The organism is Umezawaea beigongshangensis (assembly GCF_016464305.1).
GTDB lineage: Bacteria > Actinomycetota > Actinomycetes > Mycobacteriales > Pseudonocardiaceae > Umezawaea_A > Umezawaea_A beigongshangensis.
In genome coordinates, this window is the sequence record NZ_JAEIOJ010000005.1 from 289,289 (window position 1) to 310,415 (window position 21,127).

Below are 21,127 nucleotides of genomic sequence, written 5' to 3' on the forward strand. Positions count from 1 at the left end.
ATGCCGGTGTTCGAACAGATGTTCGAACACCGGGTGGCCGCTCGCGGGGGCGGGCCACCCGAGCCGCCGACTTCCCACGGCGGTCCCGCGCACAGGGGTGCGCGCGGGTCCGAGTGGGAGGGGAGGGCCGTTGTCCGGGTCGGCTTCGGCGAAGCTCGTCGCGCTTCACGGGGTGCGCACGGCGAGCGAGTTGGCCACGACATCGGCCGATCGGGTCACGGGCGGGGTCCTGCCGGTTCGAGGGGAACTGGTGGACCTGCTCCCGTGGGGCGGGCTGCGGCGTGGCAGCACGGTGTCGGTGCGCGGATCGACGTCGTTGCTGCTCGCGCTGCTGGCCTCGGCGACGGCGGAGGGGTGCTGGGCCGCCGTGGTCGGAATGCCGCAGATCGGGGTGCTGGCCGCGGCTGAACTCGGCGTCGCGGTGCACCGGCTCGCGCTGGTGCCGCGTCCCGGTACCGATCCGGCCACCGTGGAGCGAACGGTGGCCGCCCTGCTCGACGGCGTCGATCTGGTGGTCGTCGGTTCTCCGGTGGCGCCGAACACCGCACGGCGGCTCACCGCACGCGCGCGTCAGCGCCGTGCCGTGCTGCTGTCCTCCGCGTCCTGGCCCGGTTCGGACGTCGAGCTGAGGCTGGAACGCGGAACGTGGAGCGGTGTCGGCGAGGGTGCCGGAGTGCTGCGCGAACGCCGGGTGTCCGTGCACGCGAGCGGTCGTGGGGCGGCCGCTCGCGTGCGCGGTGCCGACCTGCTGCTGCCCGCGCCGGGCGGCTCGGTCCGCATCGCGCACCACGCGCCCGCCGCGGTCGAGGCCGTCTGATGGCCGTGCGCACGCTGGTGCTGTGGTGCCGGGACTGGCCGGTGGTCGCCGCGTCCGCCGCGGCCGAACTGCCACCGCACGTCCCGGCCGCCGTCGTGGCCTCCGGCGAGGTCGTGGCCTGCTCGGCGACGGCCCGTGCCGCGGGGGTGCGCGCCGGCACGCGCACGAGGTCGGCGCAGGCCTGCTGCCCGGAACTCGCGGTGTTCGACGACGACCCGGAGCGCGACGCCCGGCTGTTCGAGCCGGTCGCCGCCGCCGTGGAGGAGCTGGCGCCGGGCATCGAGGTGGTGCGTCCCGGTCTGGTGGCCGTTCCGGCGCGGGGACCGGTGGGGTACTTCGGCGGCGCTGCGGCGGCCGCGGAGGAGCTGGTCGACCACGTGGCGGCGCGTGCGGGGGTGGAGGCGCAGGTGGGCGTCGCCGACGGCCTGTTCACCGCCACCCTGGCCGCGCACCGCGGTCTCGTCGTGGAACCCGGCGGCAGCGCGGCCTGGCTCGCGCCGCTGGACGTGCGCGAGCTGGACCAGCCAGCGGAGCGCCGTGCCGGGGTGCGCGGCCGCACCGAGCTGGTCGACCTGCTGCGCCGTCTCGGCCTGCGCTCGCTGGGCGACTTCGCCGCCGTGCCCGAGCGGGACGTGGCGACCCGGTTCGGGGCGGCGGCCGTCGTGGCGCACCGCCTCGCCGGCGGCCTGGAGCAGCGCCCGCCGGTGCGGCGGGAAGTTCCCGCCGACCTGGTCGTGACGCGGGAGTTCGACCCGCCGGTGGAGCGCGTGGACGCCGCGGCGTTCGCCTCGCGCGGCGCGGCGGAACGGCTGCACGCCGTCCTGGCCGAACGCGGGCTGGCGTGCACGCGGCTCGGGGTGCACGCGCGCACCGCGAACGGCGAGGAGCTGCACCGGGTGTGGCGGTGCGCGGAACCCCTGACGCCGCGCGGCATCGCGGACCGGGTGCGCTGGCAGCTCGACGGCTGGCTCGGCGGCGCCACTCCCACGGCCGGGATCGACCGGGTGCGCCTGGTGCCGGAGGAGGTCGTCGGCTCCGACGCGCTCCAGCTCCCGCTGTGGACGGGAGCGGGACAGGACTCGCGGGAGGCCGCCGAGCGGGCCGCCCGCGCTCTCGTGCACGTCCAGGGCCTGCTCGGTCCGCGAGGAGTGGTCACGCCCGTGCTCGGTGGCGGGCGCGGCCCGGCCGAGCGCGTGCGCCTGGTGCCGTGGGGCGACGAGCGCGCACCCGCGGCGGACCCCGGCCAGCCGTGGCCGGGCCAGCTGCCGGCCCCGTCCCCCGCCACGGTCCCCCCGGCGCCCGAACCGGCGGCCGTCCTCGACGCCACCGGCGCGGACGTCGGCGTGACCGGGCGCCACGACCTCACCGCCGTCCCCGTCGCGCTCGTCGTGGGCGCCAGGAGACGGGACGTCCTCGCGTGGGCCGGTCCGTGGCCGGTGGACGAGCGGTGGTGGGACCCGGAGCACGCGCACCGCGCGGCGCGGGTGCAGGTGCTCGCCGCCGGCGGGCCGGGAGAGCTCGAACAGATCGCGTACCTGCTCGTCAGACGAGGCGGCAGGTGGGCAGTGGAAGGGGTGTACGACTAATGAACGACGAATTCGGCGCACGGGAGTGGCTGCGCGAGGTGGCCCGGCACCTGCCGGAGACCCCGGTGGAACCGGCCTGGTCCACGGAGTTCGGCTGGCTGCCGGTGCTGGAGAACGTGATCCCGCTGCCGCGCCGCCCGCTGGACGACCAGAGGTCCTGATGGGGTGGAACAACCCGCCCGTCACGTGGTCCGAGCTGGAGCGCGCCCTGTCCGGACAGCCGGGGAAGCTGTCCGGGGACGGCGGCGACGGTCCGGCGTGGACCAGGCGCCGGGAGCGCTACACGGCGCCGCCCGAGCTGGAGCTGAAGATCTCCGACTGGACGGGGGCGCGTCGCCGCGTCCCCTACGCGGAGCTGCACTGCCACTCCGACTTCAGCTTCCTCGACGGCGCGAGCCACCCGGAGGAGCTGGTGGAGACGGCGTCGCGGCTCGGTCTGGACGCCATCGCGCTGACCGACCACGACGGTCTGCACGGCGTGGTGCGCTTCGCCGAGGCCGCGCGGGAGCTGGGGATGCGCACGGTGTTCGGCGCTGAGCTGAGCCTCGGCCTGACCGCGCCGCAGAACGGGATCGCCGATCCGGAGGGCGAGCACCTGCTGCTGCTCGCGACGAAGCAGGAGGGCTACCACCGGCTGTGCCGCACGATCACCACCGCTCAGCTCGCCGACGGAGCCGAGAAGGGCAAGCCGGTCTACGACCTCGACGAGGTGGTCTCCGACGTGCGGGACCACGTCGTCGTGCTCACCGGCTGCCGCAAGGGCGCGGTGCGGCGCGCGCTGGAGCGCGCGGGGCCGGAGGCGGCGTTCGCGCAGCTCCGGCGGCTGATCGGCCTGTTCGGCCGGGACCGGGTGCACGTGGAGCTGACCGACCACGGCACGCCGCTGGACAGCACCCGCAACGACCTGCTCGCGCGGATGGCGGCCGAGCTGCGACTGCCGACCGTGGCCACGAACGCCGTGCACCACGCCACGGGCGGGCAGGGCAGGCTCGCCGCCGTGATGGCGGCGGTGCGGGCCCGCCGAAGCCTCGACGAGATGGCCGGTCGGCTGCCGCCCGCGTCGGCCGCGGTGCTGCGCTCGGGGGAGGAGATGGCGGCGCGGTTCGCCCGCTTCCCCGGCGCCGTGCAGCGCGCGGCCGTGCTGGGCTGGGAGTGCGAGTTCGACCTGCGGCTCGTCGCGCCGGAGCTGCCGCCGTTCGACGTGCCGCCCGGCCACACCGAGGACAGCCACCTGCGGCAGCTCACCCGCGAGCGCGCCGCGGCGCGGTTCGGCTCGTACGCGGAGAACCCGGAGGCGCACCACCAGATCGAGCACGAGCTGGGCGTCGTCGAGGAGCTGGGGTTCCCCGGCTACTTCCTCGTCGTCGAGGACGTCGTGCGCTTCTGCCGCGACAACGACATCCTCTGCCAGGGCAGGGGCTCGGCGGCGAACTCCGCCGTGTGCTTCGCGCTCGGCATCACGAACGTCGACGCGGTCCGCTTCGGCCTGCTCTTCGAGCGCTTCCTCGCCCCCGCTCGCGACGGTCCCCCCGACATCGACCTGGACGTCGAGTCCGGGCGGCGCGAGGAGGTGATCCAGCACGTCTACCGCAGGTACGGTCGTCGGCACGCGGCCCAGGTCGCGAACGTCGTCACCTACCGGCCGCGCTCGGCGGTGCGGGACGTGGCGCGCGCCCTCGGGCACTCCACCGGGCAGCAGGACGCCTGGAGCAGGCAGGTCGAGCACGGGGGACCACCCGCCTCCCCCGACGACTGCGACGTCCCCCCGGCCGTGCTGGCCCTCGCCGCGCAGCTGGAGGGCCACCCGCGTCACCTGGGCGTCCACTCCGGCGGCGTGGTGATCTGCGACCGGCCGGTGAGCGAGGTGTGCCCGGTGGAGAAGGCGCGCGCGCCCGGCCGCACGATCCTCCAGTGGGACAAGGACGACTGCGCCTCGGTCGGCCTGGTCAAGTTCGACCTGCTCGGCCTCGGAATGCTGTCCGCGCTGCACCACGCCGTCGACCTGGTGCGCGAGCACCACCTCGTGCGGGTCGACATCAGCGCGCTGAACCTGGCCGACGAGGGCGTCTACGCGATGCTGCGGCGCGCCGACTCCGTGGGCGTCTTCCAGGTGGAGAGCCGCGCGCAGACGGCGACGCTGCCGAGGCTGAAGCCGCGCACGTTCTACGACCTGGTGGTGGAGGTCGCGCTGATCCGTCCCGGTCCCGTCCAGGGCGGCTCCGTGCACCCCTACCTCCGCCGTCGCAACGGGGAGGAGGAGTGGGAGCACGACCACCCGCTGCTCGCCCGCGCGCTGCACAAGACGCTGGGGGTGCCGCTGTTCCAGGAGCAGCTGATGCAGATCGCGGTCGACGTCGCGAACTTCACCCCGGCCGAGGCCGACGAGTTGCGGCGCGCGATGGGCGCGAAGCGCTCGACGCACCGGATGGAGCGGCTGCGCGGGAGGTTCTGCGCCGGTGCCGCCGCCAACGGCGTCGGCGAGGAGCTGGCGGGGGAGATCTACGCGAAGCTGCTGGCGTTCGCGAACTACGGCTTCCCGGAGAGCCACGCGCTGAGCTTCGCGCACCTGGTGTTCGTCAGCGCCTGGTTCAAGCTGTACTACCCGGCCGCGTTCTGCGCGGCTCTGCTGCGGGCGCAGCCGATGGGGTTCTACTCGCCGCAGTCCCTCGTGGCCGACGCGCGCAGGCACGGCGTCGTGGTGCGCGGGCCCGACGTGAACGCGAGCCTGCCGCACGCCACGCTGGAACCCCTCGGCCGGGGGACCCGCGAGAACGCCGTGCGGATCGGTCTGGCGACCGTGCGGTCCGTGGGGCGGGGTGTCGCCGAGGAGCTGGTCGCCGAGCGGGAGCGCGGCGGGCCGTTCCGCGACCTGGCCGACGTGGGCGAGCGGCTGCGGCTGGGCACCGCCGCGCTGGAGGCGCTGGCCACGGCCGGCGCGTTCGGTTCGCTGGGGGTGCGGCGGCGGGAGGCGCTGTGGGCCGCGGGTCCGGTCGCCCGGATGCGTCCCGACCGGCTGCCCGGCACCCACGTCGGCACGCAGGCGCCCGCGCTGCCGGGCATGGACGAGGTGGAGGTTGCGGTGGCCGACGTGTGGGCCACCGGGCTGTCGCCGGACAGCTTCCCCACGCAGTTCGTCCGCGACCGGCTCGACGGCCTGGGCGCGCTGCGCGTGTCGTCGCTGCGGGAGACCGCGTCGGGGACCCGCGTGCTGGTCGGCGGCGCGGTGACCCACCGGCAGCGCCCGGCGACGGCGGGCGGCGTCACGTTCCTCGGCGTCGAGGACGAGACGGGCGCGCTGAACGTGATCTGCTCGCCGGGGCTGTGGGCGCGCTACCGGCGGGTGGCGCGCACGAGCCCCGCGCTGCTGGTGCGCGGCACCCTGGAGTCGCACGAGGGGGTGATCAGCGTCGTGGCCGACCGTCTTCAGCACCTGGACCTGCGCATCCCCTCCCGGTCCCGCGACTTCCGCTGACCCGCGTGCCGGGCTTCACCCGCGGGGAGGAGGCGTCCGCAGCCCGCTGATCACCATGTGGATCAGCAGCTCGTAGGTCTCGTCCAGCTTCTGGTCCAGCTGGAAGGCGTTCTCCGCCACCAGCACCGAGAAGCCGTGCACGGCCGCGCGCAGGCAGCGGACCGCGTGGACGGCGTCGGTGTCGTTCAGGTCGTAGGCGCGCAGGGCGGCCAGCATGATGCCGATCAGCCTCTCCCCGGCCTGCTCCACCATCGGTCCTGGTGCCTGGACGAGCGCGGAGTAGCGGTGCGGGTGCTCGGCGACGTAGCCGTGCCAGGCCGTCATGAGCGCGCGGACCGCCTCGTCGGCGGAGCGGCCGAGCACCGCTGCGCCGATCCGCGTCGCCAGTGCGTCCATGATCCGCGCCGACACGAGTCCGCGCAGCTCGGCCAGGCTGCGCACGTGCTTGTAGAGCGACGGCGTGGCGACGCCCGCGCGGGAGGCCACCGCCGCCAGGGTCAGCGCGGAGGCGCCCTCCTCGTCGATCAGGCGCAGCGCGACGTCGACCACCGCGTCCGCGGACAGCGCCGCCCTAGCCACGGGTCTCCGCCCCGAGGAAGGTCAGGATCGCCCCCGCCACCTCGGCCGGGAACTGCACGTGCGGGTAGTGCCCCGCTCCCTCGATCACCTCGACCCGGCCCAGCCCGTCGGGCACGGCCGCCACGACGCCCTCGCCCTCGGCGCGGGCATCGGGCCAGTCGGGGTCGAGCGAGCCCTCGACGACCAGCAGGGGGCACCGGACGTCGCCGAGCCTGGCGCCCGCGTCGGTGGGCGCGGACATGCCCATCTTGCTCACCACCGCCATGCGGCCGGGCCTGCGCAGGTCGGTGTCGAGCGCGGCGAGGTGCTCGGTGACGTCCGCCGACCTGGTGCCGGGGCAGGCGTGTTCGAGGTAGCGCTTCCACAGCCCGACGCTGCGGAACGTCCCCGCGCCCAGGAGCAGCGTCACGCCCTTGCGGTAGCGGGCGTTGGAGAGCAGACCGCCGAAGTCGACCTTCTGCGCACGGGTGAACGGGCTGATCTCCACGAGGGCGCTGACCGACTCGGGCTCCTGAGCGGCGGCGATGGTGACGGAGCCGCCGGTGAACGAGTGGCCCACGAGCACGGCCGGGCCGCCCAGGTGCCGCACCACGGCGAGCAGGTCGGCCGCCGAGTCGGTGCGGGTGTAGGAGGCCCAGCCGGTGCTGGACTCGCCGTGACCGCGCTGGTCCACGGTGGCGACCCGGTACCCGGCGTCGGCCAGGCGGACGGCCACCTCGCGGTAGGCGGCCCGGTTGTCGCCCATGCCGTGGGCCAGCACGATCAGCGGCCCTTCGCCGATCACGTCGTAGGCGAGCCGTCCGCCGTCGAGTTCCAGGAACTCCGTCATGTTCTTCCCCCGAGTAGCTATTGGTTGTAGCCCAAAAGCTAATCCCATTAGCCAAATCTGTCAAGCGGTCGCCGAGGCCGCCCCGTCCGGCGCGTCGATCACGGGCTCGTCGGCGTCCGGGCGGGTGCGAAGGTGCGCAGCACGGTCTCGACCAGCTGGTCGGCGTACTCCTGGGTCAGCGGCGCCGTGCGCAGCAGCCACCGCTGGTAGACCGGCGCGTAGAGGAGTTCCAGCAGCAGGTCGAGGTCGGCGTCCGGGTCGAGCTGACCCGCGGCCTGGGCGCTGCGCAGCCTGACCTTCTTCGCCTCCTCGACGGGCGCGGCCATCCGCTCGCGGTAGGCGGCGGCCAGGTCCGCGTCGAAGATGATCTCCGAGTTGAGCGCGCGGATCGGCGCCTCGAACGCGGGATCGGCGAACTCGGCCACGGTTGCCCGCAGCACCTGCTTCAGGTCGGCCTCGACGTCGCCGGTGTCGGGAAGCTGCACACCGTCCTCCACTCCGGCGTGCGCCAGGACGGAGTCGAACACGACGGCGCCCTTCGAGGGCCACCAGCGGTAGATCGTCTGCTTGCCCACGCCCGCGCGCGACGCGATCGACTCGATCGAGGTCTTCGAGTAGCCGACCTCCAGGACCAGGGCGAGCGCGGCCTCCAGGATCGAGTCCCGCGACTGCTGCCGCCGCCTGGACGGGTCGGGCTTCCGGTCTGTGCTCACCCGTCCACCCTATGCCACGACGAGACGAGACGCACCGTCTTGACAGCGAGCGGGTCGGCCTCCATGCTGGTCCCCGTCGAGACGAGACGGTCCGTCTTGTCGGGAGAGGGGAGCGAGCATGAACGTCGAAGATCGCGTCTGGTTCGTCACGGGTGCTTCGCGCGGGCTGGGCCGAGCCTTCGTGGAGGCCGCGCTGTCGGCCGGGGACCGGGTGGTCGGAGTGGCGCGTGACGTCGGGCCGCTGGCCGACCTCGTCGCGGAGCACGACGGGAACCTCGTCGTGTTTCCGCTCGACGTCACCGACCGGGCCGCCGTGTTCGCGGGCGTCGACCGGGCGGTCGAGACCTTCGGGCGGCTGGACGTGGTGGTCGGCAACGCCGGGTCGATGCTGTTCGGGATGGTCGAGGAGATCACCGAGGAGCAGGCGCGCGCCCACCTCGACGTCAACTTCTTCGGCGCCCTGTGGCTGGGGCAGGCGGTCGTGCCCCACCTGCGCCGTCAGGGGTCCGGCCACCTCGTGCAGGTGTCGTCGACGGGGTCGGGTGGCGGTTTCTCCGCGGTGGGCCTCTACGCGGCGGGCAAGTCCGCGCTCGACGCCATGACCGAGGCGCTGGCGATGGAGGTCGAGCGCTTCGGCGTCCGGGTGACGATCCTGCAACCCGGCAGTTACGACACCGAGCTGTTCACCACGGGCACGACGGCGACGGAACCGGACGAGGTCTACGCGCCGCTGCGCGCGGAGCTCGACGAGCTGTGGGGCGGTGGGGCGAAGGACCCGTCGCCCGAGCTGGCCGCGCGGGTCCTGCTGGAGCTGGTCGACCTGCCCGACCCGCCCCGGCGGCTGATCGTCGGCAGCGCGTCCTACGACCAGGTGCGCGAGCAGCTCCAGCACCGCGTCGCGGAGTACGGGCGGTGGGAGGACCTCAGCCGCCGGGGTGGCTGAGGTGCTGCCGGGGCGAGGTCAGAAGCCGTTCGCCGCCATCCACTCCGGATCGGGTGCGACGACCTGGAGCACCTCGACCATCTCTCCGGCCGGGGCCTCCACCTGGAAGCGCCGCTGTCCCCACGGTTCGTCGACCAGGGGGAGCGCGATCGGCACGCCCGCGGCGCGCAGCCGCTCCTCCTCGGCGGCGGCGTCCTCGACGAGGAACGCCAGGCCGACGCCGCCGGTGGGGCGGCGGAAGCGGGTCTGCACCGACTCGTGGTCGCGCTGGACGAAGTCGATCGTGCTCCCGGAGGGGTGGGTGAGGCTGACGTACCAGCCGATGTCGGCCGCGACGGTGAAGCCGAAGTGCTCGGCGTAGAAGTTCGCCGCCGCCGTCGGGTCGTCGGCCAGCAACCAGGTGGCCATCTTCGTGAACTGCACGCTGTTCTCCGTTCGTTCATCCAACTACTTCATTCGTAGTACTTTGAATGTAGTGGTTGCAACCCCTGCGCGGAGTGAGGAGGAACCGTGACGCGAAACCCGGAGCGGCGGGCTGCGCTGCTCGACGCCGCGATCGAGGTCCTGGCCGGGGACGGTGCGCGCGGTCTGACCTTCCGCGCCGTGGACCAGCGGGCCGGCACACCGGTGGGCACGGCGTCGAACTACTTCGCCAGCCGGGAGGACCTGCTGATGGGCGTGTGCCGGCGCATCACCGCCCACGTCCTCCCCGAGGCGGCCGACCTGGTCGTCCACGAGCGCACCACCGACCAGGTGGTGGAGTTCGTGCGGGGGATCGTCCGGCGCGTGAGCGCGAACCGGACGGGACACCTGGCGATGCTGGAACTGCGCCTGGAGGCGACCAGGCGGCCGGAGCTGATGGCCGACCTGACCGCGGCGCTGCGCGCGCAGTTCGAGGCGAACGTGGCCTTCCACGTCGACGCCGGGTTGCCGGGCGGCCGCGACGGCGTGGTCGTCCTCCAACTGGCCGTGACGGGGCTCCTGCTGGAGCACCTGACCCTGCCCGGCGTCCTGGGGGATCACGACCTGGACGCGCTGATCACCACGATCGTCGGTCGTGTCACGTGAGGGGGCCGGGAGGGGACGCGCGGCCCCGGCGGGACCGGGGCTCCGGCGACGTGGCGCGTCAGCGGCTGAACGGGCCGCCGGTGATGGTCATCGCCACCACGATCACGGCGAAGCCGAGGCCGCCGTAGAGCAGGGCGTCGATGCTGCGGCCCCGGATGGTGAGGAGCCCGGCCTGCTCGTCGGACACGAGCACCCGCAGCAGCGCCGCCAGCAGCAGCGCCACGCCGATCAGCACGGCGCCCTGCCGCCAGTGGTACTGCACGAGTCGCAGGACGCCCAGTCCGGTCACCGCCAGCACCAGTGCGAACGGCAGGTGCTGTCCCGCCGCCGAGCGCCAGCGGTGTTCCGTCATCAGCTCCACCGGACCTCCCCGTCTCAGCCGAGACCGAGCGCGCGCTCGGCGGCCTCGACGGTGTTGGTGAGGAGCATGGCGATGGTCATCGGTCCCGCGCCACCCGGAATGGGGGCGAGGAACCCGGCGACCTCGGCGACCTCGGGGGCGACGTCACCGACGAGGCCCTGCTCGGTGCGGGTGATGCCCACGTCGACCACGGCCGCGCCCGGCTTGATCATGTCAGCGGTGATGAGGCCGGGGCTGCCCGCTCCCGCGACCACGATGTCGGCCCGGCGCACCTCGGCGGCCAGGTCCTTCGTGCCGGTGTGGCAGAGGGTGACGGTCGCGTTCTCGCTGCGGCGGGTCAGCAGCAGGCCGATCGGGCGGCCGACGGTCACACCGCGGCCGACGACGGTCACGTGCGCGCCGGAGATCGGCACCTCGTAGCGGCGCAGCAGCTCCACGACGCCGCGCGGGGTGGCGGGCAGCGGCGAGGGCTCGCCCAGGACGAGTCGGCCCAGGTTGACCGGGTGCAGGCCGTCGCCGTCCTTCGCGGGGTCGATCCGCTCCAGGACCGGACCCGACTTCAGGTGCTTCGGCAGCGGGAGCTGCACGATGTAGGCGGTGACCGCGGGGTCGGCGTTCAGCTCGTCGATCACGGCTTCCAGCTCGGCCTGGGTGGTCTCCGCGGGCAGGTCGCGCCGGATCGACGTGATGCCGACCTTGGCGCACGCCGCGTGCTTGCCCCTGACGTAGGAGTGCGAGCCGGGGTCGTCACCCACGAGCACCGTGGCCAGACCGGGGGTCACCCCCCGTTCGGCCAGTGCCGCGACCCGCTGACGCAGGTCGTCGAAGATCGCGTCGCGGGTTTCCCTGCCGTTGAGGATCGTCGCCGTCACGACGCTCATCCTCTCATCGCGCACGGGTGGGCAGCGCGGCGACCACCACGGCGAGCAGGGTCAGCACCGCGCCCGCCACGGTGACGACGGCCAGTCGCTCACCGGCCGCGGGGGCCACGAGGTCCACCAGCACCGCGCCGAGCAGTTGCCCCGCCACGACGCACAGCCCGACGAGCAGCACACCGATGAACCTCACCGACACCACGGAGGTGCCCACGGACACGACGCCCAGCAGACCGCCGAGGTAGAGCCACCACTGCGCGGGCGCGTGGTCGGGCAGGCCGCGCACCGCCACGTCGGCCGCGGAGACGACGAGCAGGACGGCGGAGCCGGTGGCGAAGTTGACCAGGGCCGTGACGGCCGTGCTCCGCGCGGCCTCGCGGACGAGTCCGTTCACCGCCTGCTGCCAGCCGAAGCCGAGACCGGCGAGGGCGGGCAGCACGGCGAGCCACAGCGCCTGCGGGCTGCTGAACTCGTCGGACACGGCCACGCCCACCGCGAGCACGGCGAGCGCGGCACCGAGGCCGCGCTGCCGGGTCAGCGGCTGGCGGCCTCCCGGCCCGATCCCGGCGCGGTCGACGAGCAGGCCGCTCGCGACCTGGCCGGCCACCACGGCGACCGTGAACACGGCGACGCCCAGCGCCGCCACCGTCAGTCCCTGGGTGGACACGAGGAACGCGCCGCACGTCCCGCCGAGGCACTGCCACCAGTGGATGCGGCGGGCGCGCAGCGCGGCGCGCAACCGGATCAGGCCGCGCCGCCCGGCGGGGGAGACCGGCACGACGGCGAGCAGCAGGACCAGGCCACCGCCGAGGGAGATCAGTGCGGCGAGGACGCCGTCACCCAGGACGCGCCCGAGTTCGCCGTTGATCCGGCCCTGCACGGCGAGGGCGACACCGCCGATCCCGGCGACGGCGGCGCCAGCCGCCCTGGACCACGCCGCGCCGGACCGCGCGGCGCCGATCGGAGAACCGGCGCTCACGGGGTCACGACGCCCGTGCGCGCGGGCGGCACCCGCAGGGCGACCAGCGTCGCGCCGACGCCCGCGAGGGCCGCCGCACCGGCGGCGGCCGCGGGACCGACGGAGTCCAGGAGCGCTCCGGACAGCGGTTGTGCGAGGGCGGAGCCCGCCGTGGTCGCGGTGACCATCCAGCCGAACGCCTCCGCCGCGCGGCCGTCGGGAGCCAGGCCGCCGATGCGGGAGGTCGTGGTGGCGATCGCCGGTGCGATCGTCGCCCCGCTGACGAGCAGCACCGCGCCGACGAGCCACGGCGACGGTTCGAGCACCGGGGGCAGCACCGGGACGAGCGCCGCCACCCCGATCGCGGTGAGCAGCACCCGGCGTGTGAGGTTCGGCGTGCCGGTGAAGCCGCCCGCCACGAGGCCACCGACCACCGAACCGACGGCCCAGACCCCGGCCAGCACGCCGGCGAGCCCCGGTCTGCCCTGGTCGCGGGCCCAGGCGATCAGCACCACGTCCACCGCGATCAGCGACGCGACCAGGCAGGACGACACGATCAGCGCCGCGACGAGCGCGGGGTCGCGCACCAGCGAGCGGTGCCGCGGTTCGTGCTCCGGACGCGCCACGGGCTGATCCGTCCCGCTGCGCCGCAGCGCCACGAGGAACCCGGCCGTGCCCAGCAGTGCCAGCGCGGCGCACAGCCAGACCGCGACGCGGGCGTCGGCGAACGCCACGGCCGCCGCGGTCAGCGCGGGCCCCACGACGTAGAGCAGCTCCTGGAGCGACGCCTCGACGGTGAAGGCCGCCTCGCGGGCGTCGCCGGTCGCCAGCCGGGGGAACGCCGCACGCCCGATCTGCGCCACCGGCGGTGTCACCAGGCCCGTCGCGAACCCCACCGCCACGGCCACCGGCCACGCCCCCGACGGCAGCAGCGACGGCAGCACGGCCACCGTCGCGAGTCCCGCCGCGTACAGCACCGCCGTGATCGCGAGCAGCCTCGACGCGGGGCTGCGGTCGGCCACCCGGCCGCGCAGCGGCCCGGCGATGCCCAGGCCGACGACCAGGGCGCCGCCGACGAGACCCGCGATGGCGTAGGACCCGGTCCACCCGGCCACGAGGAACGACAGGGCGAGCAGGGTGCCGGGAGCGTGCAGGCGTCCCAGGAGGGTCCACACGAGCAGCAGGGGGAGGTGGGGGACGCCGGCGAGCTGGCGGTAGGGACGCAACACTCCCGCAACTCTGCACGACCGGACCGACGGCCGTGCACCCGATCCGGTGATAGCCCCCGCCGGGTACGGTCGGGGACGACCACGCGTGCGACGCCCACGGGAGCTGTGCGACATGACCACTGCGGAGCCGTCCTCGCCCGACGACGCCGAGGAGCGGCACCAGGAACTCCTCCAGGTGATCGGCGGCTCGGTGCTCGACCTCGTGCCCGAGCACTGGCGACGGGCCGACCTGGTCGTCCGGATGGCGGCCGGCGAGCGCGACAGCGCGCTCACGATCTACTCCGAGGACCGCACCACCGAGCGGCGCGAGGTGCCCGACGTGGTGCTGGCCGCCTTCGCGGAGCTGCGGGAGATCGTGCACGTGCCCGGCCGCGGGACGTGGTTCTCGGCGCGCTGCACCGTCGACGCCCCCGACCGCATCGACGTCAGCTACAACCTCGACCACGACCCGCTGTGGCCGTCGGCCCTCCCCGCGGCCGTCTGGGCCGCGGACCTGGCCGCCCACCCCAGGGACGAGGCGTTCGTCCCGTACTGGCTGCGCGAGAAGCTCGACGACGCGACCCCGGAGGAGCAGGACGCATGACGCCGCCCCAGCAGCAGCTCAGCTCCGCGGAGCAGAACGCGCTGCTCGACTCGGTCACCACGCTGCTGGTGCACCGGCTGCCCGGTGACTGGGAGGAGCTCTACCTCGACCTGCGCTGCGTCGGCGGTTACGTCGAGTCGCCCGCGTCGGTGCTCGACGTCTTCGGCGACACGACCGAGTGGAAGCTGCCGGAGGAGGCGCTGCCGTTCTTCCAGCAGCTCCGCTCCGGCGCGTACCGGCCCGGCACGGGCACCTGGACCAGCGCGCGCTTCCGGTTGAAGCACCCGCAGCAGCGGTCGGTGGACTACGAGTGGGTGCGCGAGCCCGACTGGACCCACCGGCCGCCCCAGCGGTACTTCCTGGAGGAACTGGCGTCCCACCCCCGGCCGGAGGACGACGTGCAGACGTGGCTGCGCGACCGCGCCGGGCTCAGCGCCGACGACGTCCCCGAGGCCGAGACGCGGGTCGACCTGCACCTCGCGCCGGTGTTCGACGGAGCCCACCCCGGTGGCAGGCCCCGCGTCGACCGGCCGCAGGTGCACCCGCGCGAGTGGGAACGGGTGCACGCCTACCTGACGTCCGCGCCGGTCGTGCTCGACGCGAAGGCGTTCGGTCAGGACGCGTTCGACCAGCAGGCCGATCCCGACGTGCCGGTGCGGTTCCACACCGACGGCACCTGGGTGTGGTCGGCCGCGACGCCGTACTACTGGCTCAAGCGGGACGTGCCGCCCGCGCCGCAGCTCGTCGAGCACGTCCGCGCCCGCGACTTCCGCGTGCCCGAGGTCGACGCCGCCGCTCTGCGCGCGGCCGAGGCGGTGGCCACCGGCCGCACCCGGCCGCTGCCCCTGCCCGAGCGCTCGCCGCTCGCGGTGACGCCGGAGGACCGCGCGCTGCTGGAGAAGCTGCGCGAGCGGCTGGAGCTGTTCGGCGTGCCACCGCGCCGCTACGGCCTCGCCGAGTTCCGGTCCGGTGTGCCCGTGCTCGAACCGGTGCCGGACGGAGAGGGCTGGCAGATCGCCCTGTACGTGGACGGCCGCAGCTCCAGCAGGACGCCCTCGGTGCACCCGTCGCTGCGCCCGGCCGCGCAGAGCCTGCTCGGGATGCTGCTGTTCGACGCCGACCTGGACGTGGAGCGGACGGCGCGGCTGGCGACCCCGGTGATCGAGGCCCTGCCCGGCGAGGCGCCGCTGTCGCTGTTCCGGGACCTGGAGCACGTGACGCTCCCGGTGGGGACCGAGGTCGACCGCTTCGGGGACGAGGACGGCAACCTCGTGTACGTGGCGCGCACTACACAGGGGAATCGGTCACTACCACCGGAATGGGCTAATCGGAGGTACCACCTGTACCGGGTGGCCAAGCCCGTCCCGGTGTTGCGCGGCGTCGCGGTGCCGTGGTTCGGGCAGGTGGGCGGGGGGACGGGCTTCTTCCTCGTCCGCTCGATCGCCGAGCTGCTCGCCGACGGAACCCTCGTGGAGTTGCCTCCGCAGGTCTGATCGAGTTGCCCTACCGGTGCGTAGGGTTACTGACGTCGAGTTTTGCGGTCGGCTTGCGCGGGTTATGGTCGAGTTCACCCGGTCGTTTGGGCCGTTCGGCCCATCGGGTGGACGTGCCGGTACAGGTCGTCGCAGGGAAAGATGTGGGTGTGTCCGAGCCGAAGCCGTTGAACCCGACCGAGCAGGACGCCCTGGTCAAGCAGATCGGCCTGACCCTCATGCGCGCCGCTCCCGAGGGGTGGCGCCAGGTGAGCGCCGAGTACCGCGCGACCGGCCGGTACTTCGAACTGGCAGCGGAGGTGCACGCGGCCGACGGCTCCGTCCACGGCTGGGCTCCGCCCCAGGACGTCGCCACGCTCTTCGCGCGACTGCGTGCGGGGATGCACCGCGAGGGCCGCGGCAGCTGGTCCAACGCCCGCTACCAGCTCGACCACCCGTCCAGCTACAACCTGGACTTCGACCGCGCCGAGCCGCAGTGGCAGACGCCGCCGCCCCAGCAGGCGTACTTCGACGAGATGCGGTTCTTCCCGCGCTCGGAGGAGAACGTGCCGGACTGGCTGCGTCGCAGGCTGGGACAGCAGGTCCCGCCCGCGGTGCCCCCGGTGGGCGTGCCGGCCGCACCTCCCGTGCAGCTGCCGCCGCCTCCCGCGCAGCCGCCGCTTCCCGTGCAGCCGCCACCCGTGCAGCCGCCGCCACCCGTGCCCCCGGCGCCGCTCCCGCCCCCGCCGCCGGTTCCGCAGCGCGGCTTCCGCACGGCCAGGGTCTTCGACGGCGCCGGCCCCGACGGCCGCCCGTCGGTGAACCGCCCGCCGGTGCCGGAGCAGGAGCGCGACGCGCTGCTCGACTACCTCGACCACGCACCGGTCGTCGTGGCCGGTCGCGGCTTCGACGCCGACGTGCTCGACCACGCCGTGCCGCTGGTCGTCCCGGTGGCGTTCCAGACCGACGGGCACTGGATCTGGCCCGCCGCCGTCGGCTACTACCTGCGCACCTACGGCATCCCACCGGAGAACGACCTGGTGGAGCGGATCAGGTCCGTCGGCCACCGGCTGCCCGAGGTCGCCGAGGAGGCGAGGGTCGCCGCCGCGGCGAACCTGGGCGCTCCGCCCGCGCCGCGCGGCACACCGCTGCCGCTGCCCCCGGCACGGGTGGAGGAGGTGCCGGAGCCGATCGCCGCGCAGGACACCGCCACGGACCTGCGCTACGACCCGCAGGACGAGCTGCCGGGCGAGGTCGCGCACCACGCCGAGGAGCAGCACCGCGAGCACTCCCGCGGTGACCACGTGCCCGGTGACCACTCCCACGAGGTCCCGGTCGACCACCGCGACGACCTCGGCCCGCTGCACGCCGACGACCCGCGCGGCGAGGTCGACCATCCGGACGACCTGCACCGGGACGACCTGCACCGGGACGACCTGCACCGCGACGACCTGAGCGGGGACGACCCGCACCGGGCCGATCTGCGCGAGGACGGCGTGCGCGAGGACGACCTGCACCAGGACCTGCACCCGACCGAGCTGCGCCTGGCCGACCTGCGCGAGGACGACCTGCACCGGGACGATCTGCACCAGGACCTGCACCGGGACGACCTGCGCCAGGACCTGCACCGGGACGATCTGCACCGGGACGATCGCGACCGGCACGACCTGGACCAGCACCACCTCGCGCACGACGAGTTCGACGAGCACCGGGACGGGGTGCGGCACGACGAGCTGGGCAACGAGATCGGCGACGACATCCCCCCGGCCCGCGGCGAGGAGATCGTCGAGTCGCTGCCCCTGCTGACCCACGGCCGGGAGAACGAGCACCACGACCTCCACGACGAGCACCTGCTCGCCGAGGGGGCGCCGGAGGCGGTGGAGGAGACGGCCAACCTCGTCGACCTGCAACCGGCGCTCGACGAGCACCAGCCCGACGACCGCTCCGGGCAGACCGAGTCCGGTGAGCTGATCGAGCACTTCGAGCAGGCCCCGTTCGACCAGTCGCAGTTCGACCAGGGACAGGACGGCCCGCCCTACCGGGTGCGGTTCGACACCGAGTCCGACGTCGAGACGACGGTCGCCACCAGGACCCGCGACGACCGCTACCAGCGGGACTCCTACGTCGACGGCATGGACCTGTTCGCGCCGCACGACGTCGACCGGGCGCAGGACACCCAGCAGTGGACGCCGTTCGCGGACGACTCCGTCCACGACGCGCCCGTCGTGGCGGAGCACGAGGTGGCCGGTGGGCGGGGGAACGTCGACCCCGACGCCACGGTCGCCCACGACGTGGTCACCGAACCGGAGGCCGGTCGTCGCCGCCGCGTGGTGGAGTCCGACGACGAGGAGCTGGTCCAGCCGGAGGTCCCGCTCGTCGCGATCAGCCGCCCGGACGAGACGGCGACGTTCGACGTCCGGCAGGAGGTGTTCGCGCAGGAGGGACTCGCCCAGGAGGTGTTCGCGCAGGAGGGGTTCGTCCAGGAGGAGCGCGCGCCCGAGCCGGAGCGTCCGCGTCAGCCCACGCCCGACGAGGAGCGCGAACTCGGCGGACTGCGTCGAGCGCTGGACGACCTCGACGTGCCGCCCGTCGCCTACCGCTTCGGCGAGCAGGTGGACCGGACCTGGTGCCTGCGCACGGCCGGTGAGGGCTGGGAGGTCGCCTGGATCGACCGCGGGGTGCACAACCCGGTGCGCTTCGACCGGCTCGACGACGCGTCCGCGTTCCTGGTGGGCAAGCTCGTGCTGACCGGTCGCCGCAAGCCGCGTCCGGTGCTGCCGCCCCAGGGGATGTCGCCGGCGAGCCCGCCGCAGGGGTCGCCGCTCCCGCCGCAGGGGCCCCAGGGCCAGGGACTCCAGAACCAGGGACCCCAGAACCAGGGACCCCAGAACCAGGGACAACCGCGCGGACCGCGTCCGCCGATGCCCGCCGAGCACGTCAACGGTCTGAACGGGGTCAACGGCTTCCGCGACGACGCTCGCCGACCGGCCATGCCGCCGCGTCCGGTGGAGCCGCCGCGACCGGAGCCGACGCGACCGGAGCCGGTGCGACCGGAACCGGCGCGCACCGAGCAGCAGCGTCCCGAACAGGCGCAGGGCGCCGACTCGAGCAAGAACTCGAACCGCTCCTGGCCGATCCAGCCGATGAACGGCGAGCCGCCGCTGACGCTGTTCCGCCAGAAGCAGATGGTGGAGCTCGCGCCGGGCACCGAGGTCGACCGCTTCGGCGACCCGGACGGCAACCTCGCCTACGTGGCGGGCACCCCGTTCGAGGAGCGCTCGCTCGTCCCGTCGTGGATCAACCGCGCGTACCGCGTGTACCGGCTGCGCAGGCCGGTCGAGGTGCTGACGGGTGTGGCCGTGCCGTGGTTCGAGCAGCCCGGCGGCGGCACGGCGTACCTGTTCCCGCGCACGATCGAGGACATGCTGGCCGAGGGCAGCCTGGTCGAGGTGACCGAGGACGCGAACGCCTCCGGCTGAACGCGACACCGGCGAGGGCCGCCCGCCGCGCACGTGGCCGACGGCCCTCGCCGTGTGCGAAGGGGAAGTTCGTCGGTCAACGGCACGTCAGTCAACGCGTGTTGGCTCTCACCCGTTAGGGTCGTTTGGTGGCCAACGGTGACGACCAGACGGCTTACCCGCTCGCGGAGCGCCTGCGGGCGGCACGCAGCCGCAACTTCGTCGGCAGAGCCGCTGAACTCGGGCTGTTCCGGGCGGCCCTGGACGGTGATCCCGGCGCGTTCGCGGTCCTGTACGTCCACGGGCCGGGCGGCATCGGGAAGTCGACCCTGCTCGAACGCTTCGCCGACGAGGCCCACCTGCACGGGCGCACGGTCGTCAGGATCGACGGCAGGACCGTGGGGCTGTCGCCGGCGGAGTTCGAGGCCGAGGCCGCTGAGGCGCTCGCGCGTGACGACGCGGTGCTGCTGATCGACACCTTCGAGCGCTGCCGGGGACTGGAGAACTGGCTGCGCGACCAGTTCCTGCCGCGCCTGCCCGCCGGTGTGCTCGTGGTCGTGGCCGCGCGGGAGCCGCCGGACCCGCGCTGGCGTGCCGACCTGAGCTGGGACGACCTGCTGCGGGTCGTCGCGCTGCGCAACCTGCCGCCGGAGGACGCGCTGGCGCTGCTGGACGCCCGCGGCGTGCCGGAGCGGCTCCAGGCGTCGCTGCTGTCCTTCGCCGGTGGTCACCCGTTCGCGCTGCGGCTGGCCGCCGAGGTCGCCGTGCACGACGACGGCGGCCAGGTGCAGTGGCAGCCGACGCGCGACGTGCTGGAGACCCTGCTGACGCACCTGGTGGGCGACGTGCCGTCACCGGAGCACCGGCAGGCGCTGGAGGTGTGCGCGCACGCGCTGTCCACCACCGAGGAGCTGCTGCGGGCCACCTGCGGGGAGAACGCCGCCGAGCTGTTCGCGTGGCTGCGGCAGTTGCCGTTCGTGGAGTCGGTGCCCTGCGGGGTCTTCCCGCACGACGTGGTGCGCGACGTGCTCGACACCGACCTGCGGTGGCGCGACCCGCGGGGCTACGAGCAGATGCACCGCGGCATCCGCGACCACCTCGTCGAGCGCATCCGCGTCGCCGAGGGCAAGGACCTGATGAGCACGGGCACCGCGCTGATCTTCCTGTACCGCGACGACGACCCTGTGTCGGCGTTCACCTCGTTCGCGAACTCCGACGAGGTCGTCGAGGACGTCCTGCGGCCGGGCGACGAGGACGTCGTGGTGGCGCTCGTGGCGCGGGCGGAGGGCGAGGAGTCGGCGCGGATCGTGCGGTTCTGGCTCGCCGAGCAGCCCGAGGCGTTCCACGTCCACCGCGCCCCGGACACGGGGGAGGTCGTCGCGTTCGTCACCTGGCTGCGGCTGGAGGCGCCGAGCGAGGAGCACCTGGCGATCGACCCGGTGGTGGCCGCGGCCTGGGCGCACACCAGGGTCGAGGGCGTCGTCCGGCCGGGCGAGTGGATCGGCGTGGCCCGGTTCGTGGTGGACCGGGCGGACGCCGGGCCGTCGTGGCGTGCGCCCGACGCGATCGTCACCCGGCTGACCGTGGAGTGGATCCGCGGCGAGCGCATGGCGTGGACGTTCGTCGCCCTGCACGACGTGCCGTTCTGGGAACCGCGGTTGACGTCCTCGCTGATGCCCCTCGCCGCCGCCGCCGACGTCGCCGTCAGCGGCTGGCCGGGCGGGCTGTTCGCGCACGACTGGCGCGTGTTGGGTCTGCAGGACCGGCTGGACGCGACCGGTGCGCTGGAGGTGACGCGGCCGGCCAAGCACCGCCCCGAGCTGACCGTCCTGTCCAAGCCCGAGTTCGACGCCGCCGTGCGCGACGCGCTGCGGGCCTGGCGGCACCCGGAGCAGCTCGCGGGCAACCCGCTGACGCGCAGCAGGCTCGCCGCCGACCGGGGCGCCGAACCCGCGGACGCGCTGCGGGAGGTCCTGACCGACGCCGTGGACGCGCTGCGGGAGGAGCCGCGCGGAGGGAAGCAGCACCGGGCTGTGGCGGCCACCTTCTTCCACGGCGTGCCCACGCAGGAGGCGGCGGCCGAGCGGCTGGGCCTGCCGTTCAGCACCTACCGGCGGCACCTCGCGCGCGGCCTGGAGGCGGTCTGCGAGTGGCTGTGGCACCGCGAACTGGGCCTGTGACCGA

18 protein-coding genes are annotated in these 21,127 nt (G+C 74.3%); 10 read left to right on the forward strand and 8 right to left on the reverse strand.

Features of this window, described 5'->3' with window-relative positions; translation table 11 throughout:
- The first annotated feature begins 250 nt into the window (after positions 1-250).
- Genes imuA' through IMZ35_RS15895 form a run of 4 tightly spaced genes read left to right on the forward strand, consistent with a single transcriptional unit; the run spans position 251 to position 5,875 of the window.
- Positions 251-817 (forward strand): DnaE2-dependent mutagenesis accessory factor ImuA', encoded by a 567-nt coding sequence (imuA', locus tag IMZ35_RS15880; protein WP_307868196.1) that lies wholly within the window; start codon positions 251-253, stop codon positions 815-817.
- Positions 817-2,403 carry a DNA polymerase Y family protein gene (locus IMZ35_RS15885; RefSeq protein WP_199441839.1) on the forward strand — a complete coding sequence of 529 codons (1,587 nt, stop codon included), beginning with the start codon at positions 817-819 and terminating at the stop codon, positions 2,401-2,403. The genes imuA' and IMZ35_RS15885 overlap by 1 nt, the downstream gene beginning before the upstream one ends.
- Entirely contained in the window at positions 2,403-2,564 is a 162-nt protein-coding gene (locus IMZ35_RS15890) for a hypothetical protein (protein ID WP_199441840.1), read from the forward strand. The genes IMZ35_RS15885 and IMZ35_RS15890 overlap by 1 nt, the downstream gene beginning before the upstream one ends.
- On the forward strand, positions 2,564-5,875 hold the full coding sequence (locus IMZ35_RS15895; RefSeq protein WP_199441841.1) for an error-prone DNA polymerase: 3,312 nt from the start codon (positions 2,564-2,566) through the stop codon (positions 5,873-5,875). The genes IMZ35_RS15890 and IMZ35_RS15895 overlap by 1 nt, the downstream gene beginning before the upstream one ends.
- Positions 5,876-5,890: 15 nt before the next feature.
- On the opposite strand, the gene IMZ35_RS15900 is transcribed toward IMZ35_RS15895, so the two are convergent.
- From IMZ35_RS15900 to IMZ35_RS15910, 3 genes are all read right to left on the reverse strand, one after another.
- Positions 5,891-6,454 carry a TetR/AcrR family transcriptional regulator gene (locus IMZ35_RS15900; RefSeq protein ID WP_199441842.1) on the reverse strand — a complete coding sequence of 188 codons (564 nt, stop codon included), beginning with the start codon at positions 6,452-6,454 and terminating at the stop codon, positions 5,891-5,893.
- On the reverse strand, positions 6,447-7,283 hold the full coding sequence (locus IMZ35_RS15905; RefSeq protein ID WP_199441843.1) for an alpha/beta fold hydrolase: 837 nt from the start codon (positions 7,281-7,283) through the stop codon (positions 6,447-6,449). The genes IMZ35_RS15900 and IMZ35_RS15905 overlap by 8 nt, the downstream gene beginning before the upstream one ends.
- 98 nt (positions 7,284-7,381) lie before the next feature.
- Positions 7,382-7,996 carry a TetR/AcrR family transcriptional regulator gene (locus tag IMZ35_RS15910; protein WP_199441844.1) on the reverse strand — a complete coding sequence of 205 codons (615 nt, stop codon included), beginning with the start codon at positions 7,994-7,996 and terminating at the stop codon, positions 7,382-7,384.
- A gap of 118 nt (positions 7,997-8,114) precedes the next feature.
- On the opposite strand from IMZ35_RS15910, the gene IMZ35_RS15915 reads away from it, so the two are divergent.
- On the forward strand, positions 8,115-8,939 hold the full coding sequence (locus IMZ35_RS15915; protein WP_199441845.1) for an SDR family NAD(P)-dependent oxidoreductase: 825 nt from the start codon (positions 8,115-8,117) through the stop codon (positions 8,937-8,939).
- Between the two features lie 18 nt (positions 8,940-8,957).
- Here the strand turns inward: IMZ35_RS15915 and IMZ35_RS15920 are convergent, their stop codons facing one another.
- A complete protein-coding gene (locus IMZ35_RS15920; protein ID WP_199441846.1) occupies positions 8,958-9,362 on the reverse strand; it encodes a VOC family protein in 405 nt (134 codons plus the stop codon).
- An 87-nt stretch (positions 9,363-9,449) separates the two neighbouring features.
- On the opposite strand from IMZ35_RS15920, the gene IMZ35_RS15925 reads away from it, so the two are divergent.
- Positions 9,450-10,007 carry a TetR/AcrR family transcriptional regulator gene (locus tag IMZ35_RS15925; RefSeq protein WP_199441847.1) on the forward strand — a complete coding sequence of 186 codons (558 nt, stop codon included), beginning with the start codon at positions 9,450-9,452 and terminating at the stop codon, positions 10,005-10,007.
- Between the two features lie 58 nt (positions 10,008-10,065).
- Here IMZ35_RS15925 and IMZ35_RS15930 read toward each other — a convergent pair whose 3' ends face one another.
- From IMZ35_RS15930 to IMZ35_RS15945, 4 genes are read right to left on the reverse strand one after another with little or no spacing between them, the layout of a single operon-like run.
- On the reverse strand, positions 10,066-10,359 hold the full coding sequence (locus tag IMZ35_RS15930; RefSeq protein ID WP_199441848.1) for a DUF3017 domain-containing protein: 294 nt from the start codon (positions 10,357-10,359) through the stop codon (positions 10,066-10,068).
- A gap of 23 nt (positions 10,360-10,382) precedes the next feature.
- Positions 10,383-11,240, reverse strand: a complete 858-nt coding sequence (locus tag IMZ35_RS15935; RefSeq protein ID WP_199441849.1) for a bifunctional methylenetetrahydrofolate dehydrogenase/methenyltetrahydrofolate cyclohydrolase — start codon at positions 11,238-11,240, stop codon at positions 10,383-10,385.
- A 13-nt stretch (positions 11,241-11,253) separates the two neighbouring features.
- Positions 11,254-12,222 carry a DMT family transporter gene (locus IMZ35_RS15940; RefSeq protein WP_307868202.1) on the reverse strand — a complete coding sequence of 323 codons (969 nt, stop codon included), beginning with the start codon at positions 12,220-12,222 and terminating at the stop codon, positions 11,254-11,256.
- Positions 12,219-13,430 (reverse strand): MFS transporter, encoded by a 1,212-nt coding sequence (locus IMZ35_RS15945; RefSeq protein ID WP_307868205.1) that lies wholly within the window; start codon positions 13,428-13,430, stop codon positions 12,219-12,221. Before IMZ35_RS15945 ends, IMZ35_RS15940 begins: the two co-directional genes overlap by 4 nt.
- 112 nt (positions 13,431-13,542) lie before the next feature.
- On the opposite strand from IMZ35_RS15945, the gene IMZ35_RS15950 reads away from it, so the two are divergent.
- From IMZ35_RS15950 to IMZ35_RS15965, 4 genes are all read left to right on the forward strand, one after another.
- Complete coding sequence (locus IMZ35_RS15950; RefSeq protein WP_199441851.1) at positions 13,543-14,013, forward strand: hypothetical protein; 471 nt, start codon at positions 13,543-13,545, stop codon at positions 14,011-14,013.
- Positions 14,010-15,506 carry a TNT domain-containing protein gene (locus IMZ35_RS15955; protein ID WP_199441852.1) on the forward strand — a complete coding sequence of 499 codons (1,497 nt, stop codon included), beginning with the start codon at positions 14,010-14,012 and terminating at the stop codon, positions 15,504-15,506. Before IMZ35_RS15950 ends, IMZ35_RS15955 begins: the two co-directional genes overlap by 4 nt.
- 218 nt (positions 15,507-15,724) lie before the next feature.
- Positions 15,725-18,964 (forward strand): glycohydrolase toxin TNT-related protein, encoded by a 3,240-nt coding sequence (locus tag IMZ35_RS31775; RefSeq protein ID WP_438816875.1) that lies wholly within the window; start codon positions 15,725-15,727, stop codon positions 18,962-18,964.
- Between the two features lie 128 nt (positions 18,965-19,092).
- Positions 19,093-21,123 carry an AAA family ATPase gene (locus IMZ35_RS15965; RefSeq protein WP_199441854.1) on the forward strand — a complete coding sequence of 677 codons (2,031 nt, stop codon included), beginning with the start codon at positions 19,093-19,095 and terminating at the stop codon, positions 21,121-21,123.
- The last annotated feature ends 4 nt before the right edge of the window (positions 21,124-21,127 follow it).